We start from the raw sequence: 14,839 nt of genomic DNA, 5'->3' as shown, positions 1-14,839 counted from the left end.
CCCAGGGCATGTGCCGGCCTTCGGGCGAGCCCCCCGGGCTGCCGTGACCGTCCCCTGCGCCCCGCTCGCACTGGGCGGAGCGTCGGGACCGGGCGGAACTAGAGAAGGTGGTCGGCCTTGCCTGCCTTGATGTCCAGAATGAGCCGCGCGAGGGCTTCGCGGGTGTCGGTGAGGGGGTGGTCCTCCTGACCGGCGACGGCGATGTAGGCGTTGCCAAGAGTGTCGGTGCCGAGGCGGAAGCAGTTGGCGCCTTCGCCTACAGCCTCACCCTGCCCGCCGCCCCGGCCAGCGCGGCGATGGTCCGTGCGGCGGCTCGTACCGCCCTCGACCTGCACGGACTCGGAGACGTGACCGAGGCCGTGGTGCAGACGGTGAGCGAACTGACCGCCTGCGCCTTCCGCTTCAGCGCCGCCGACGACATCTACGTGTCGCTACGGCACCGCGACGGAACGGTCCGGGTGATCGTCTACGACGGTCACCCCCGGCACACCCACCCCCGCCTCTCCGCGGCCTGCGACGCCCGGCGCAAGGCGGCTCTCCGGGTCCTCACGGCAGTCGTCCGGGCCTGCGGAGGAACGTGGGGGGGGTGGATGCGGCGCGGGGGTTACGCAAGGGCGCAACCGAGGGCCCTGGTGAGGCAATCCCTCGCACCCGCCCCGTATACGGCCGTTCGGGACAGTTCTGCGAACGGTGGGCGAGCCGGTCGGCCGTCCGCATGTGGGCCGTACCGACGAATCGGTGCCGGCCTGCACCTCGCCGTCCCCGTCCCCGTCTTCTGCTTCGGTTTCTTCGGTTCCTTCGGTCACGGGGTGCCCGGGGATCGTGACCGTGTCCGGCAAGGCTGCCGCCGTTCCGTCGGTGATCCGGCGGACGGCCCGCAGCGCGTGCGGTCCTGCGAGGGCAGCCGGAACAGCGGCAGGTGACACCACTCCTGGGGAGGACCGGCGCGGCCGCGGCCGACGGTTCGAGGGGCTGTGCGAGCGACTCTGTGCCCCCCCCTGGCCGGTGGGCCACTGGAGACACCTCATCAGAAAAACGTGAGCATTTCTCCTCCGACTGTCATCACGGCGCTCACCTGAGCGCCAAGATGACACTTGGCCGCCATCTGCTCACGTTTTTCAAGAAGGCCCCCACACTCCCAGCCCACCGGAACGGGCCGCTTGGTCGTGTCCCCGGTTGTGGTGCAGCCGATCACGGTCCATCGCTTCCGCCTTGGAGCCGTCCGGTACGGGCCGCGACCTGGGGATTCCGTCAGTTTGCTCGGCTACGCCACTCGGCGGGACGCCATCAGAGGCCGAGGCCGCGGAACTGGCCATCATGCTCGCTGAACTTGTGACGCTGGAACTGGAGTACAGCGAAACAGGCTGGGGCGTGGACTACTACGGGGCACACCTGGAAGTGGAACCTCATCTCGTCCCGCAGTTCACGCAGGAAAACCTCGACCGGATCGAGGGGCTATGCGGGCTGTGACCCGCAAGGATGCGTTTGAGATCAAGTACCTCACCGTGCGCCCGATCCTTCCGGGTGTGGGAGCGGACTGGAGGCAGCAACTCAAGGCGGCCAACAGGCCGCGACCCACGAACCAGGCGCGACGTGGGCGTGTAGAGCCACAGCATCCCGGCGGTCCTGTCTTCCTGAGGGTCCTCGGGCCTCAGACATAAGCGCCAGGGAGCACGCCGTCGGCGTTGCGTCGCTCAGCGCAGCGACGCCCACAGTTCGCCGGCCTCCGGTTCGTCGGGCACCACCCGGTTGATGTCCCAGGGGGCCGGCAGCACCGGCATCGTCACGGTGCGTACGTCGTCGGCCGACAGGCCGGCCAGGCTGCGGCCGAGGCCGGTCAGCTCGCCGAGTGAGTCCAGGCCGGTGTCGGTGGTGAGGCTGCCGGTGACGGCGTCGGCGACCCGGTAGAGCCTGGCCGGGTCGGTGAGCAGACCGGCGTCGGAGATCTGCTCCAGCAGCGCCCTGACCAGTTTGTGCTGGAGTTCTATGCGGTCGAGGTCGCTGCCGCCGGCCAGCCCGTACCGGGTGCGGGCCAGGCCGAGGGCCTGGGTGCCGTCGAGGTGGTGGGTGCCGGCCTCCAGGCGCAGGTGGCTCTTGTCGTCGTCGATGTCCACGTCGGTGGTGACGGTGACGCCGCCGAGCGCGTCGACCAGCCGGGCGAAGCCGGAGAAGTCGATCTCGACGTAGTGGTCCATGCGGACGTCCGTGAGTGCCTCGACGGTCTTGACCGCGCAGACCGGGCCGCCCAGGGCGTAGGCGGTGTTGAACATCGCGTTCCGGGCCTGACGGGTCGTGCCGCCGGACGGCAGCGGGCAGGACGGGCGGGTGACGAGGGTGTCACGGGGGATGCTGACGACGGTGGCGGAGGTCCGGCCGGCGTCGAGGTGGACGATCATCGCGGTGTCGGAGCGGGCGCCCTCGCTGTCGCCGCCGCCGAGTTCCCGGTTCTCCTCGCCGCCGCGCGAGTCCGAGCCGAGGACGAGGATGTTCAGGGCGCCGGTGGCCGCCGGGGCCTCTCCGGCCGAGGTGCCCGACACGTCAGGGGCGAAGGGGGCGGTGACCGGCCGTGCGGGGCGGTCGTCGCCGAGCGCCCCGTCGATGTCGACGCTCCTGATGTTGCCGTTCAGGTGCCAGTACGCCCAGCTTGCCGCCGCGGCGCCCAGCAGCAGGGCCCCGGCCAGGACGAGGCCCGCGGCCCGCAGCCCCCTCGCGCGTCCGTTCCGCCCCGCCGCCGCAGTCATCCGTGCCCGCCCCCGTCCGTCCCCATCCGCGTCCCCACCCGGATGCCCGGCAGGAGGAACATAAGTCCGAATTATTGGGTGTGGGTAGGGGCGGGCGGCATTCTGCGGAAATTCTCAGACTTCTCAGGCGGACGACGGCGGCGGGGGCGCCGTGGAGCTGCGCACCTCGAGGCTGGTGGCCAGCTCCACCCGGGTCGCCGCCGCCGAACCCTCGGCGCGCCCGAGGTCCAGCACCAGCCGGGCCGCGGCCTCGGCCATCTCCGTGAGCGGCTGCCGTACGGTCGTCAGCGGCGGCCCCACCCAGCGCGCCACGGGCAGGTCGTCGAACCCGACCACGCTCAGGTCCTGCGGGACGCGCAGCCCCAGTTCGCGCGCGGCCTCGTACAGTCCGAGCGCCTGCAGGTCGTTGCCGGCGAAGACGGCGGTCGGCCGGTCGGGGCGGCGCAGCAGCTCCAGGCCCCGCCGGTAGCCGGCCTCGTGGTGGAAGTCGCCGGTGACGATGAGGGCCGGGTCGACCGGCAGCCCTGCGGTCTCCAGGGCGGCCCGATAGCCGTCGACGCGGGCGCGGCTGCACATCATGCGGGTGGGTCCGCTGATGGCGCCGATGCGGGTGTGGCCGAGGTCGATCAGGTGGCGGGTGGCGGCGAGTCCGCCCTGCCAGTTGGTGGCGCCGATGGAGGGCACGTCGGCGCCCGGGTCGCCGGCCGGGTCCATCACGACGAAGGGGATGGAGCGGCTGGTCAGCAGCGCCCGCTGGGCTCCGTCGAGGTCGGACAGGACGAGGATCACGCCGTGCGGGCGGCGGGCGGCGACCTGGTCGGCCCAGGTCCTGCCGGGGGTGAGGCGTCCGGCGCTCTCGGAGAGCACGACGCTGAGCCCCGCGTCCCGCGCCACGTTCTCCACGCCCCGGATGACCTCCATCGCCCAGGCGCTCTCCAGCTCGTGGAAGACCAGGTCGATCAGCGGCGAGCGGCTCGTCTCGGCCCGCCTGCGCCGGTAGCCGTGGGTCCGCAGCAGCTCCTCGACGCGGGCGCGGGTGGCGGGGGCGACGTCGGCGCGGCCGTTGAGGACCTTCGAAACAGTCGGTGCCGACACGCCCGCCTCGCGGGCGATCTCGGCGAGGGTCGCGGTCCGGGCGGACCGCTTCTGCGGCCGGGTCTCAGCGGGCTGGCGGGATGTCATGGCGGCGATCGTATCCCTGGGGGCGCTTGCGGCGAAGAGCCCGCAGGGACATACCGGCCGGAACATTCGACGAGAGGGCCGAAAGATTCGACCGGTCGCCACGATGCCGGCGGACCGTGCGGTCAGCGCGTGTCCACCGACTCGAACCGCCACCGGTGCACCGGGCGGGCGACCAGATCGCCGTCCGGGTCCGGCAGTTCGGGCAGGTCGGCGTCGTGGGCGGCGTCCCACCAGGTGATGACGAGGACGCGGTCCTGCGGGGCGCGCAGGGTCTCCCGGCGCAGCGGGGTGCCGTCGAGCGGCCGGGTCCGTGCCCAGGCGAGCAGCTCCTCGCCCCTGCCGGGCACGGCACGGGCCTCCCACATCAGCGCGACGGTCACGGGTACAGGTTCTCCTTGCTCACCTCGTGGACGTGGTCGTGCGTGTGGCCCCGCCCCGGCACGTGCGGGTCGGTCACCGGCAGCGAGGAGTCGGCCGACAGGTCCCAGTCGGAGGCGGCCCGGTTGCGGGCGACCATCTCGGCGCCGAGCGCGGCGACCATCGCGCCGTTGTCGGTGCACAGCTTGGGGCGCGGCACGCGCAGCCGGATGCCGGCCGCCTCGCAGCGTTCCTGGGCGAGCGCCCGCAGCCGGGAGTTGGCGGCGACGCCGCCGCCGATCATCAGGTGGTCGACGCCCTCGTCCTTGCAGGCGCGCACCGCCTTGCGGGTCAGCACGTCCACGACCGCCTCCTGGAAGGAGGCCGCCACGTCCCGCACCGGCACCTCCTCGCCCGCCGCGCGCCTGGCCTCGATCCAGCGGGCCACGGCCGTCTTCAGCCCGGAGAAGGAGAAGTCGTACGCCGGGTCGCGCGGGCCGGTGAGTCCGCGCGGGAAGGCGATGGCGTCCGGGTCGCCCTCGCGCGCGTACCGGTCGATGACCGGGCCGCCGGGGAAGCCCAGGTTCAGCACGCGGGCGATCTTGTCGAAGGCCTCGCCGGCCGCGTCGTCGATGGTGGCACCCATCGGGCGGACGTCGGAGGTGATGTCCGAGGACAGCAGGAGGGAGGAGTGCCCGCCGGAGACCAGCAGGGCCATCGTCGGCTCGGGCAGCGGGCCGTGCTCCAGCTGGTCGACGCAGATGTGCGAGGCGAGGTGGTTGACGCCGTACAGGGGCTTGCCCAGCGCGTAGGCGTACGCCTTGGCGGCCGAGACGCCGACCAGCAGGGCGCCGGCGAGGCCGGGGCCGGCGGTGACGGCGATGCCGTCGAGGTCGCGGGCGCTGACCCCGGCTTCCTTCAGGGCGCGCTCGATGGTGGGGACCATCGCCTCCAGATGGGCGCGGCTCGCCACCTCGGGGACGACGCCGCCGAAGCGGGCGTGCTCGTCGACGCTGGAGGCGACGGCGTCGGCCAGCAGGGTGGTGCCGCGCACGACACCGACGCCGGTCTCGTCGCAGGAGGTCTCGATCCCCAGGACCAGGGGTTCGTCAGCCATGGTTGTCGGTTCCTTGTACGGGGTCGGCGCCCGCGGCGGGGCCGCCGCCGGGCGCTGTGGTCAGGCGCATCACCAGGGCGTCCACGTTGCCCGGCTGGTAGTAGCCGCGCCGGAAGCCGATGGGCTCGAAGCCGAAGCGCTCGTACAGCCGCTGGGCGCGGGTGTTGTCCACCCGGCACTCCAGCATCACCTCGGTGCACTCGAAGGCGGTCGCCGCGCGCAGCAGCTCGGTCAGCAGCCGGGCGCCGAGTCCGGTGCCCCAGTGGTCGCGGGCGACGGCGATGGTCTGTACGTCGGACTGCTCGCCGGAGGCGACGAGACCGGCGTAGCCGACGACCTGTCCGTCCTGCTCGGCGACGACGTACCTGCGGGTCGCGCCGGGGCCGCGCGCGTGGGCCAGCTCGGACCAGAACATCCCCCGCGACCAGGCGTCCTCGGGGAACAGCTCCCTCTCCAGCCGGAGCACGGGGTCGATGTCCCACCAGCGCATCTCGCGCAGCACGGCTTTCTCGGGGGAAGGCACGGGAGCGGTCACCTGGGAGTGACCACCTTGTAGTTCTTGGGGACCTGGGCGTCGGGCCGGCGCAGGTACAGCGGCCGGGGCGCGGGCAGCTCCTCGCCCGCGGCCAGCTTCTCGGCGGCCAGGCACGCCAGGGCGGCGGCGGTCACGTGCTCGGGTTCGTGGGCCTTCGGGAAGGTGTCCGGGTACAGCAGGGCGCCGGCGCCGACGGCCGGGAGCCCGGCCACCTGCTCCGCGATGTCGGCGGGGCGGTCGACGGCCGGGTCGGTGAGGCGGGTGCGGGAGTCGGCGTAGCGCGCCCAGTAGACCTCCTTGCGGCGGGCGTCGGTCGCCACCACGAAGGGGCCCTCCAGGTCGGCCGCGTACGCGAGGCCGTCCAGCGTGCACACGCCGTGCACGGGCACGCCGAGGGCGAGTCCGAAGGTGTCCGCGGTCATCAGGCCGACGCGCAGCCCGGTGTACGGGCCGGGGCCGATGCCGGCGACGACGCCGGTGACGGCGTCGAGGCGCAGTCCGGCCTCGGCGAGCACCCGGTCGACGGCGGGCAGCAGCAGCTCACCGTGGCGGCGTGCGTCGACCTGGCTCGACGAGGCGATGACGTCCGTACCGTCGTGCAGCGCGACGGTCACGGCGGGCGTGGCGGTATCCAGAGCGAGCAAGAGCACGCAAACAGCCTACGGCGCCCGGGGGCTCGTGTCGGACGGCCGGGTGGGGCGGGCGGCTGCTGCTACGGTCGCCGGGAAACACGCCGCGTCACGGGATCGGCACTCCGGGTGACGCGCGCACGAGTACGTCGTACGACACCCAGGTGGTCCCAGTGGCAAGCAGCAGCGCCGGTTGGGTGGCCGCGCTCACCGCGGCGGCCCTCGGCACGATCGGTTTCCTCGCCCACCAGGCGTCGTCCCGTGTCCCGGCCGATCCGGGCGGGGCGCACGCGAGTGTCTCGCCCGCCCCCGGAGCCCCCGGCGCGCCCGGGGCGCCCCGTGACGCGCGGCGTCCGGAGGCCCTGCCCCTCGGTTCCGGCACGGGCGAGCGGGTCGTGTACTCGCTGGACGACGACCGGGTGTGGCTGGTGGGCCCGGACAACAAGGTCCAGCGGTCCTTCGAGGTCACCCCCGGCACGGTCGACCCGGCACCGGGCACCTACGCCGTCACGTCCCGCTCGAAGAGGATCACGGGGTCGGACGGTGTCCCGGTCGAGCACGTGGTGCGCTTCACCAGCGTGCGGGGTGTGGTCATCGGGTTCAGCGCGGCCGTGGACGACTCGCCGCCGAAGCCGGATCCGGCCCTGCGGACCGGCGGCATCCGGGAGTCGCGCGCGGACGGCGACGCGATGTGGCTGTTCGCGACGATCGGCCAGCAGATCGTCGTCATCCCCTGAGAGCCGTCATCCCCTGGGAGTCCTCGCCCCGCGTGAGACTCCTCGTCCCGCGCCCCTGTGCCCCGCGTCCGGGTCAGGCGGCCGCGCGGTGCTCCTGGACGGGACGGTCCTCCTCCGGCTCCGGTGCACGCGGCGGGGTGGAGACCACGGCCGCCGCGGCGCAGGCCGCGAGCAGGTCCCGCATGGGGACCGGGGCGGGCGCGGGCGGCTGGACCACGGGCTGCGACATGGACGCCTCCTGAAGGTCGGGGGCGGGCGTGGTTAGGCATGCCTAACCACGAGCTGGATACCATGTGACCACGTACGGGCCCCCGATGGCAATGCCGTACCGACACCCTGTCGGAATCCTGTCCGCGGACGGCCTCGCGGCGCGGCGCGGTGCCGGCCCCCGCGCGGCGGGGTGCGGGGGCCGGGGATGCGGAGTACGGGAAAGGCTCAGGCGGCGAGCGCGCTGAGGTCGGCCGCCGTCCAGCGCTCGCCGACGCCCGTGACCGTCACGTGCCGCACCTCGTCGGCGGTGTCGCCCACGGCCCGGTGGATCTGCAGCTGCAGCCGGTCCTCGGTCAGCTCCTCCACCTTGCCCTCGCCCCATTCGACCACGATCACCGAGTCGGACAGGGAGACGTCGAGGTCGAGGTCCTCCATCTCGTCGAGGCCGCCGGACAGCCGGTAGGCGTCGACGTGGACGAGGGGCGGGCCGTCGCCGAGCGAGGGGTGCACGCGGGCGATCACGAAGGTCGGGGAGGTGACGGCGCCGCGCACGCCGAGGCCCTCGCCGAGGCCCCGGGTCAGCGTCGTCTTGCCCGCGCCCAGCTCCCCGCTCAGCATGACCAGGTCACCGGCGCGCAGCAGTTTGGCGAGCCTGCGGCCCAGTTCCCGCATCTGCTCCGGGGAGGTGACGGTGATCTCGGCGGCGGGAGCGGGCCCGGCCGGGCCCTGCGGTGCTGGTGCTTCCATGGCCCCAACGGTAGCCGCTGCCCGCCCCGCCCCCGCCGCGTCCCCGCCTCTCCCCCGCCGCGTCCCCGGTCCTTCAGCCGACCGCGCTGCGCGCCTTCTCGTCGGCGCGGGCGAGCAGGTCGGCGAGGCGGTCGGTGACGACTTCCGGGTGCTCCAGCATGACCAGGTGCCCGGCGTCCGGCACCAGCACCAGCTCGGCGCCCGGCAGGACGTCGGCGATGGCCTCGCTGTGCTCGCTGGGCGTCACCAGGTCCCCCACCCCGGCCAGGACCAGCACCGGAACATCACGGAAGCGGGCGAGGGCCTCGGTCTTGTCGTGGTCGTTGAAGGCCGGGTAGTACTCGGCGACCACGTCGATCGGCGTCGACTCGATCATCCGCTCGGCGAACCGCGCCACGGCCGGGTCGACGTCCCGGGAGGCGAACGAGTACCGCTTGACGACCCCGGCGAACAGGTCGGCCGTCGCCCGGCGTCCCTTCTCCACCAGCTCGGCCCGCTGCCCCAGCGCCTTCAGCACGCCCGGCAGCACCCTGCGCACCGCGTTGACGCCGGCCACGGGCAGCCCGAAGTTGACCTCGCCGAGCCGCCCGGACGAGGTGCCGACGAGGGCGACGCCGACGACGCGCTCGCGGATCAGCGCGGGGAAGGCGTCGGCCAGGGCCATCACCGTCATGCCGCCCATCGAGTGCCCGACCAGCACGATCTGCCCCTCGGGCACGGCCGCGTCGATGACCGCCTTCAGATCACGGCCCAGCTCGTCGATGGTGACCGGCTCGCCGTCCCGCACCTGGGCCACGCCCCGCCCGGACCGGCCGTGGCTGCGCTGGTCCCAGTGCACGGTGCGCACGACGCCCCGCAGGGCGGCCCGCTGGAAGTGCCAGGAGTCCTGGTTGAGGCAGTAGCCGTGGCAGAAGACGACGGTGACGGGGGCCGGATCCCGGCGGCCGAACAGCCGCCGCCGGCGCCGGGTGAGCGCGGGCTCGGCCTCCTGCTCGACCTCGTCGACCTCGTAGTACAGCTCGGTGCCGTCGTCGGCGTACGCCTTGCCGGGGGTGCCGCGCAGTCCGCCGTACGGTCCCGCCGCGTCGAGGGCGAGCCGTGCCTTCTGCCGCATGCCGCGGCCGACGGTGAGCCGTTCTATCGCCACGCCGGCCGCCGCGCCCGCCGCGACGACGCCTATCGCGACGCCGGCGATGCCGGTCGCCCTGCGCCAGCCCCCGGCGGCCGCCTCGCCGGCGGCCTCCGTGGCGGAGACGACGGCCGCCGCGGCGAGGTCCGCGACGCCCTCCGCGCTGCTCTCGCTCACGTCACCGCTCCCCTTCACCGGGCCGCCGGGCGGGTTCCCGGTTCTCCTCGTGCTTCTGATTCACCTGGTCGGGTGATACATACACGACACCTGCCCGGCGTCACCGGCCGGGTGTCATCCGTTCACGTGGACGCGGGGCACGCGCGCCCCGATCCGGGTGACGATCTCGTACGCGATGGTGCCCGCGGCCTGCGCCCAGTCCTCTGCGGTGGGCTCGCCGCGGTCGCCGGGACCGAACAGCACGGCCTCGGCACCGGGCGGCGGCCGGTCCCCGCCCAGGTCGACGACGAACTGGTCCATCGCGACCCGCCCCGCGACCGTGCGCCACTTCCCGTCTACCAGGACGGGACCGGTGGAGGACGCGTGGCGCGGGACGCCGTCCGCGTAGCCGAGGGGGACGAGGCCGAGGGTGGTCCCGCCGGGGGTGGTGTAGTGGTGGCCGTAGCTGACGCCGTGGCCGCCGGGGACCTGCTTGACCAGGGCCAGCGAGGCGGACAGCGTCATCACGGGACGCAGTCCGAAGTCGGCGGGGGCGCCGATCTCGGGGCTGGGCGAGACGCCGTACATCGCGATCCCGGTGCGTACGAGGTCGAAGTGGGCCTCGGGGAGGGTGAGGGTGGCCGGCGAGTTGGCGATGTGCCGCACCTCGGGGCGGACGCCCTGCCGCTCGGCGTGGGCCGTCATCTCCCGGAAGCGGGTGAGCTGGGCGGCGATGGAGGGGTGGCCGGGCTCGTCGGCGCAGGCGAAGTGGGACCAGAGGCCGGTGACGCGGAGCAGTCCCTCGCGCTCGGCCCGCAGGGCCTCGCCGACCAGCTCCTCCCAGTCCTCCCCCGGCTGGCAGCCGTTGCGGCCGAGCCCGGTGTCGGCCTTGAGCTGCACGCGGGCGGGGATCCCCGCCCGCCGTGCCGCCTCGGTGACCTCCGCCAGGGCCCACATGCCGCTGACGGACACGTCGATGCCCGCCTCGACGACCTCCCGCCAGGGGCCGCCCGGCGTCCACAGCCAGCACATGATCCGCACGTCGTCCGGCAGCCCGGCCTCGGCGCGCAGGGCGAGCGCCTCCTGCGGCGTGGCCGTGCCGAGCCAGGTCGCGCCCGCCTCGACGGCCGCGCGGGCGCACGGGATCGCGCCGTGGCCGTAGGCGTCGGCCTTGACGACGGCCATCAGGGCCGCACCGGGCGCCCGCGCGCGCAGCGCCCGCACATTGGCCCGCAGGGCGGCCAGATCGATCTCGGCACGGGCCCGCAGCGCGGCGGCCCGCTGGGCGGAAGTCTCACTCATCGTGCCCACAGTCTCTCAGAGCCCGGAAGCACCCCCGGGCGGCAGCAGCCGCTGCCCGAGGGCGCGGGCGGGTCGTGCCTCCCCCGTGCCGAACGGCCCGGGAGTACCCCCAGGGCGCCGGGCGCGCGGCCTGCCCCGCACCGCAGGCCGCCCCCGTCAGCCCCCGCTCCGCACATCCCGCCAGGCGTCCCGCACCGCCTCCGCCACGTCGTGCGCCCCCACCGGCGCCCCCCGCGCCGCGAACCGCCCGGCGAGCCCGTGCAGATACGCCCCCGCGCTCGCCGCGTCCACCGCCGACAGCCCCGCCGCCAGCAGCGACCCCGCCAGCCCCGACAGCACGTCCCCGCTCCCGGCCGTGGCCAGCCACGACGTCCCCGTGGCGTTGACCCGCACCGGCCCCTTCCCGGACGCCGCGGCCACCACCGTCGTCGACCCCTTCAGCAGCACCGTCGCCCCGTACCGCTCCGCCAGCTCCCGCACCGAGGCCAGCCGCGCGCCCTCGACCTCCTCGCGGCTGGTCCCGAGCAGCGCCGCCGCCTCCCCGGCGTGCGGGGTCATCAGCGTCGGCGCCGTACGTCCCCGTACCGCGTCCGCGTCGGCGAGCCGCAGCCCGTCCGCGTCGATCAGCACCGGCACCTGGGCCTCCAGCACCTCCGCCACCGTCCCGGCGTCGTCACCGGCGCCGGGTCCGACGACCCACGCCTGCACCCGGCCCGCCCGCTTCGGTCCCCGGTCGGACACGAGCGTCTCCGGGAAACGGGCGATCACCGCGTCCCCCGCCGGTCCGACGTACCGCACCGCGCCGGCCCCGCCCCGCAGTGCCCCGGAGACGGCGAGCACGGCCGCGCCCGGATAGCGCGCCGACCCGGCGGCGATGCCGACGACCCCGCGCCGGTACTTGTCGCTCTCCACGCCCGGCACCGGCAGCAGCCGGGCCACGTCCGCGTGCTGCAGGGCCTCCAGTGCGGCCGCGTCGTTCGGCAGCGGCAGCCCGATGTCCACCAGCCGCACCGACCCGGCGTACTCCCGCGCCGGGTCGACCAGCAGCGCCGGCTTGTGCGTGCCGAAGGTCACCGTCAGGTCGGCCCGGACCGCCTCCCCGCGCACCTGGCCGGTGTCGGCGTCGACCCCGCTCGGCAGGTCGACCGCGACGACGGCGGCGCGGGACCGTCCGGCCGCGGCGGCCAGCGGCACCGCCTCCGCGCGCAGCCCGCCCCGGCCGCCGATCCCGACGATGCCGTCGACGACCAGGTCGGCCCGCTCGACGAGCCGCTCCCCGTCGCCGTCGGCGGCGACGCGCCCGCCGGCCCGGCGGAGCACCGCGAGGCCGCCGGCGTGCGCGCGCCCGGGTGCGAGCAGTACGGCCGTCACGCCGGCCCCGCGCCGGGCGAGCCGCGCCCCGGCGTACAGGGCGTCGCCGCCGTTGTCCCCGCTGCCGACCAGCAGCACGACCCGGCTGCCGTAGACCCGGCCGGCCACCCGGCCGAGCAGCTCCGCGCAGGCGGCGGCGAGCCCGGCGGCCGCCCGTTGCATCAGGGCGCCTTCGGGCAGCCGCGCCATCAGTTCCCGTTCGGCCGTCCTGACCGTCTCCACGCTGTACGCAGTCCGCATGCCGACGAGTCTTCCCCGTACGCCGCGAACGTCACGGCCCGCCCCCGGCCCGCCCGCGCCGGGCGCCCGCGCGGGACTATCCCTCCGCGATCACCACCGCCGAGGCCACCCCCGCGTCGTGGCTCAGCGACACGTGCCAGGACGAGACCCCCAGCTCCGCCGCCCGCGCCGCCACCGTCCCGGTGACCCGCAGCCGGGGCCGCCCGCTGTCCTCGACGTACACCTCGGCGTCCGTCCAGAGCAGTCCCGCCGGTGCGCCGAGCGCCTTGGCCAGCGCCTCCTTGGCCGCGAACCGGGCGGCGAGCGAGGCGACGCCCCGGCGCTCCCCGCTCGGCAGCAGCAGCTCGCTCTCCCGGAAGAGCCGCCGCGCCAGGGCCGGCGTGCGCTCCAGCGAAGCCCCGAACCGCTCGATCTCGGCCACGTCGATCCCGACCCCGATGATGCTCATGCCGGGCAGCCTAGAACCGCCGGCCCAGGGGCCGGCGGGCGGCCGGTCACTCCACCGTCACCGACTTGGCCAGGTTCCGCGGCTGGTCCACCTCGTTGCCGCGGGCCGTGGCCAGTTCGCAGGCGAAGACCTGCAGCGGCACCGTCGCCACCAGCGGCTGGAGCAGCGTCGGCGTGGCGGGGATCCGGACGAGGTGGTCGGCGTAGGGGACGACCGACTCGTCGCCCTCCTCGGCGATGACGACGGTCCGCGCGCCCCGGGCCCGGATCTCCTGGATGTTGGACACGATCTTGTCGTGGAGCACGGAGCGGCCGCGCGGGGAGGGCACGATCACGACGACCGGCAGGTCCTCCTCGATCAGGGCGATCGGCCCGTGCTTGAGCTCGCCCGCCGCGAAGCCCTCGGCGTGCATGTACGCCAGCTCCTTGAGCTTGAGGGCGCCCTCCAGCGCGACCGGGTGCCCGACGTGCCGGCCCAGGAACAGCACCGTGTTCTTGTGGGCGAGCGAGCGCGCCAGCTCCCGTACCGGCTCCATGGTCTCCAGGACCCGCTCGACCGCGCCGGAGACGTGGGAGAGGTCGCGGACGACGTCGCGGATCTCGTCGCCGAACTTGGTGCCGCGCACCTGGCCGAGCCAGAGGGCGACGAGGTAGCAGGCCACCAGCTGGGTGAGGAAGGCCTTCGTCGAGGCGACGGCGACCTCCGGGCCGGCGTGGGTGTAGAGCACGGCGTCGGACTCGCGCGGGATGGTCGAGCCGTTGGTGTTGCAGATGGCCAGCACCTTGGCGCCCTGTTCGCGGGCGTGGCGCAGGGCCATGAGGGTGTCCATGGTCTCGCCGGACTGGGAGATGGCGATGACCAGGGTCTGCCGGTCGAGGATGGGGTCGCGGTAGCGGAACTCGCTGGCCAGCTCCACCTCGCAGGGGATACGGGTCCAGTGCTCGATGGCGTACTTGGCGATCAGCCCGGCGTGGTAGGCCGTGCCGCAGGCGACGACGACGACCTTGTCGGTCTCGCGGAGCACTCCGGCGGGGATGCGCACCTCGTCCAGGCTCAGCGTGCCGGAGCCGTCGATGCGGCCCAGGAGGGTGTCGGCGACCGCCTTGGGCTGCTCGGCGATCTCCTTGAGCATGAAGGAGGCGTAGCCGCCCTTCTCGGCGGCGGCGGCGTCCCAGTCGACGTGGTAGGCGCGCACGTCCGCGGGGCTGCCGTCGAAGCCGGTGACGGTCACGCCGCCGGGGCGCAGCTCGACGACCTGGTCCTGGCCCAGCTCGACGGCGTCCCGGGTGTGGGCGATGAAGGCGGCGACGTCGGAGGCGAGGAAGGACTCGCCGTCCCCGACGCCCACCACGAGCGGCGAGTTGCGCCGGGCGCCCACGACCACGTCCGGCTCGTCCGCGTGCACCGCGACCAGCGTGAACGCGCCCTCCAGCCGGCGGCACACCAGCCGCATCGCCTCGGCGAGGTCGGCGCAGGCGGAGTACTCCTCGGCGAGCAGGTGGGCGACGACCTCGGTGTCGGTCTCGGAGGCCAGTCGGTGGCCGCGCTCCTCCAGCTCGGCCCGCAGTCCGGCGAAGTTCTCGATGATGCCGTTGTGGACGACGGCCACCCGGCCGGCGTTGTCGAGGTGCGGGTGGGCGTTGGCGTCGGTGGGTCCGCCGTGCGTGGCCCAGCGGGTGTGGCCGATGCCGGTCGTGGCGGACGGCAGCGGGTGTTCGGACAGTTCCTTGTCCAGGTTGACGAGCTTGCCGGCGCGCTTGGCGGCGGCGAGTCCGCCGTCCGCGAGCACGGCGACGCCCGCCGAGTCGTATCCCCGGTACTCCAGCCGCTTGAGTCCGGCCACCACGACGTCGAGTGCCGGCTGCGATCCCACGTATCCCACGATTCCGCACATAACCGGCAGCCTACGGTCAGTTTCGATCACTAACCCGCCGTCGC

At 74.4% G+C, this 14,839-nt stretch carries 16 protein-coding genes; 2 read left to right on the top strand and 14 right to left on the bottom strand.

Features of this window, described 5'->3' with window-relative positions; all coding sequences use genetic code 11:
• Window positions 1–98 precede the first annotated feature (98 nt).
• Entirely contained in the window at window positions 99–335 is a 237-nt protein-coding gene (locus tag ACFYOJ_RS21025) for a hypothetical protein (RefSeq protein ID WP_356552644.1), read from the bottom strand.
• 982 nt (window positions 336–1,317) lie between these two features.
• On the opposite strand from ACFYOJ_RS21025, the gene ACFYOJ_RS21020 reads away from it, so the two are divergent.
• Window positions 1,318–1,470 carry a hypothetical protein gene (locus ACFYOJ_RS21020; RefSeq protein ID WP_356552645.1) on the top strand — a complete coding sequence of 51 codons (153 nt, stop codon included), beginning with the start codon at window positions 1,318–1,320 and terminating at the stop codon, window positions 1,468–1,470.
• A gap of 224 nt (window positions 1,471–1,694) precedes the next feature.
• On the opposite strand, the gene ACFYOJ_RS21015 is transcribed toward ACFYOJ_RS21020, so the two are convergent.
• The 6 genes from ACFYOJ_RS21015 to tsaB all read right to left on the bottom strand — a co-directional run bounded on the left by ACFYOJ_RS21015 (window position 1,695) and on the right by tsaB (window position 6,582).
• Window positions 1,695–2,741, bottom strand: coding sequence for an LCP family protein (locus tag ACFYOJ_RS21015; protein ID WP_356552646.1), 1,047 nt, complete (start codon window positions 2,739–2,741; stop codon window positions 1,695–1,697).
• A gap of 123 nt (window positions 2,742–2,864) precedes the next feature.
• Window positions 2,865–3,923: a LacI family DNA-binding transcriptional regulator gene (locus ACFYOJ_RS21010; protein WP_356552648.1), complete on the bottom strand. Its 1,059-nt coding sequence runs from the start codon at window positions 3,921–3,923 to the stop codon at window positions 2,865–2,867.
• A gap of 122 nt (window positions 3,924–4,045) precedes the next feature.
• Window positions 4,046–4,303, bottom strand: coding sequence for a hypothetical protein (locus ACFYOJ_RS21005; RefSeq protein ID WP_356552649.1), 258 nt, complete (start codon window positions 4,301–4,303; stop codon window positions 4,046–4,048).
• Window positions 4,300–5,397: a tRNA (adenosine(37)-N6)-threonylcarbamoyltransferase complex transferase subunit TsaD gene (gene tsaD, locus ACFYOJ_RS21000; RefSeq protein WP_356552651.1), complete on the bottom strand. Its 1,098-nt coding sequence runs from the start codon at window positions 5,395–5,397 to the stop codon at window positions 4,300–4,302. Before tsaD ends, ACFYOJ_RS21005 begins: the two co-directional genes overlap by 4 nt.
• Complete coding sequence (gene rimI / locus ACFYOJ_RS20995) at window positions 5,390–5,887, bottom strand: ribosomal protein S18-alanine N-acetyltransferase (RefSeq protein ID WP_356552862.1); 498 nt, start codon at window positions 5,885–5,887, stop codon at window positions 5,390–5,392. The genes tsaD and rimI overlap by 8 nt, the downstream gene beginning before the upstream one ends.
• A gap of 41 nt (window positions 5,888–5,928) precedes the next feature.
• Entirely contained in the window at window positions 5,929–6,582 is a 654-nt protein-coding gene (gene tsaB / locus ACFYOJ_RS20990) for a tRNA (adenosine(37)-N6)-threonylcarbamoyltransferase complex dimerization subunit type 1 TsaB (protein ID WP_356552652.1), read from the bottom strand.
• A gap of 152 nt (window positions 6,583–6,734) precedes the next feature.
• Between tsaB and ACFYOJ_RS20985 the strand changes: the two genes are divergently transcribed.
• Entirely contained in the window at window positions 6,735–7,298 is a 564-nt protein-coding gene (locus ACFYOJ_RS20985; RefSeq protein WP_356552653.1) for a hypothetical protein, read from the top strand.
• Window positions 7,299–7,371: 73 nt separating this feature from the next.
• On the opposite strand, the gene ACFYOJ_RS20980 is transcribed toward ACFYOJ_RS20985, so the two are convergent.
• From ACFYOJ_RS20980 to glmS, 7 genes are all read right to left on the bottom strand, one after another.
• Window positions 7,372–7,527 carry a hypothetical protein gene (locus tag ACFYOJ_RS20980; RefSeq protein WP_356552655.1) on the bottom strand — a complete coding sequence of 52 codons (156 nt, stop codon included), beginning with the start codon at window positions 7,525–7,527 and terminating at the stop codon, window positions 7,372–7,374.
• 206 nt (window positions 7,528–7,733) lie between these two features.
• Window positions 7,734–8,255 (bottom strand): tRNA (adenosine(37)-N6)-threonylcarbamoyltransferase complex ATPase subunit type 1 TsaE, encoded by a 522-nt coding sequence (tsaE, locus tag ACFYOJ_RS20975; protein WP_356552656.1) that lies wholly within the window; start codon window positions 8,253–8,255, stop codon window positions 7,734–7,736.
• 73 nt (window positions 8,256–8,328) lie between these two features.
• Window positions 8,329–9,561, bottom strand: a complete 1,233-nt coding sequence (locus tag ACFYOJ_RS20970) for an alpha/beta hydrolase (protein ID WP_356552658.1) — start codon at window positions 9,559–9,561, stop codon at window positions 8,329–8,331.
• Window positions 9,562–9,675: 114 nt separating this feature from the next.
• Window positions 9,676–10,842: an alanine racemase gene (gene alr, locus ACFYOJ_RS20965; RefSeq protein WP_356552660.1), complete on the bottom strand. Its 1,167-nt coding sequence runs from the start codon at window positions 10,840–10,842 to the stop codon at window positions 9,676–9,678.
• Window positions 10,843–10,998: 156 nt separating this feature from the next.
• Window positions 10,999–12,453, bottom strand: a complete 1,455-nt coding sequence (locus tag ACFYOJ_RS20960; protein ID WP_356552661.1) for an NAD(P)H-hydrate dehydratase — start codon at window positions 12,451–12,453, stop codon at window positions 10,999–11,001.
• A gap of 76 nt (window positions 12,454–12,529) precedes the next feature.
• The gene (locus tag ACFYOJ_RS20955; protein ID WP_356552663.1) at window positions 12,530–12,901 is read right to left on the bottom strand and encodes a holo-ACP synthase; all 372 of its coding nucleotides are present in this window, start codon (window positions 12,899–12,901) and stop codon (window positions 12,530–12,532) included.
• Window positions 12,902–12,947: 46 nt separating this feature from the next.
• Window positions 12,948–14,795 carry a glutamine--fructose-6-phosphate transaminase (isomerizing) gene (glmS, locus tag ACFYOJ_RS20950; protein WP_356552665.1) on the bottom strand — a complete coding sequence of 616 codons (1,848 nt, stop codon included), beginning with the start codon at window positions 14,793–14,795 and terminating at the stop codon, window positions 12,948–12,950.
• Between the last annotated feature and the right edge of the window lie 44 nt (window positions 14,796–14,839).

The organism is Streptomyces sp. NPDC006384, assembly GCF_042870695.1.
Classification (GTDB): Bacteria; Actinomycetota; Actinomycetes; order Streptomycetales; family Streptomycetaceae; genus Streptomyces.
This window is presented reverse-complemented; position numbering and strand designations above follow the sequence as displayed.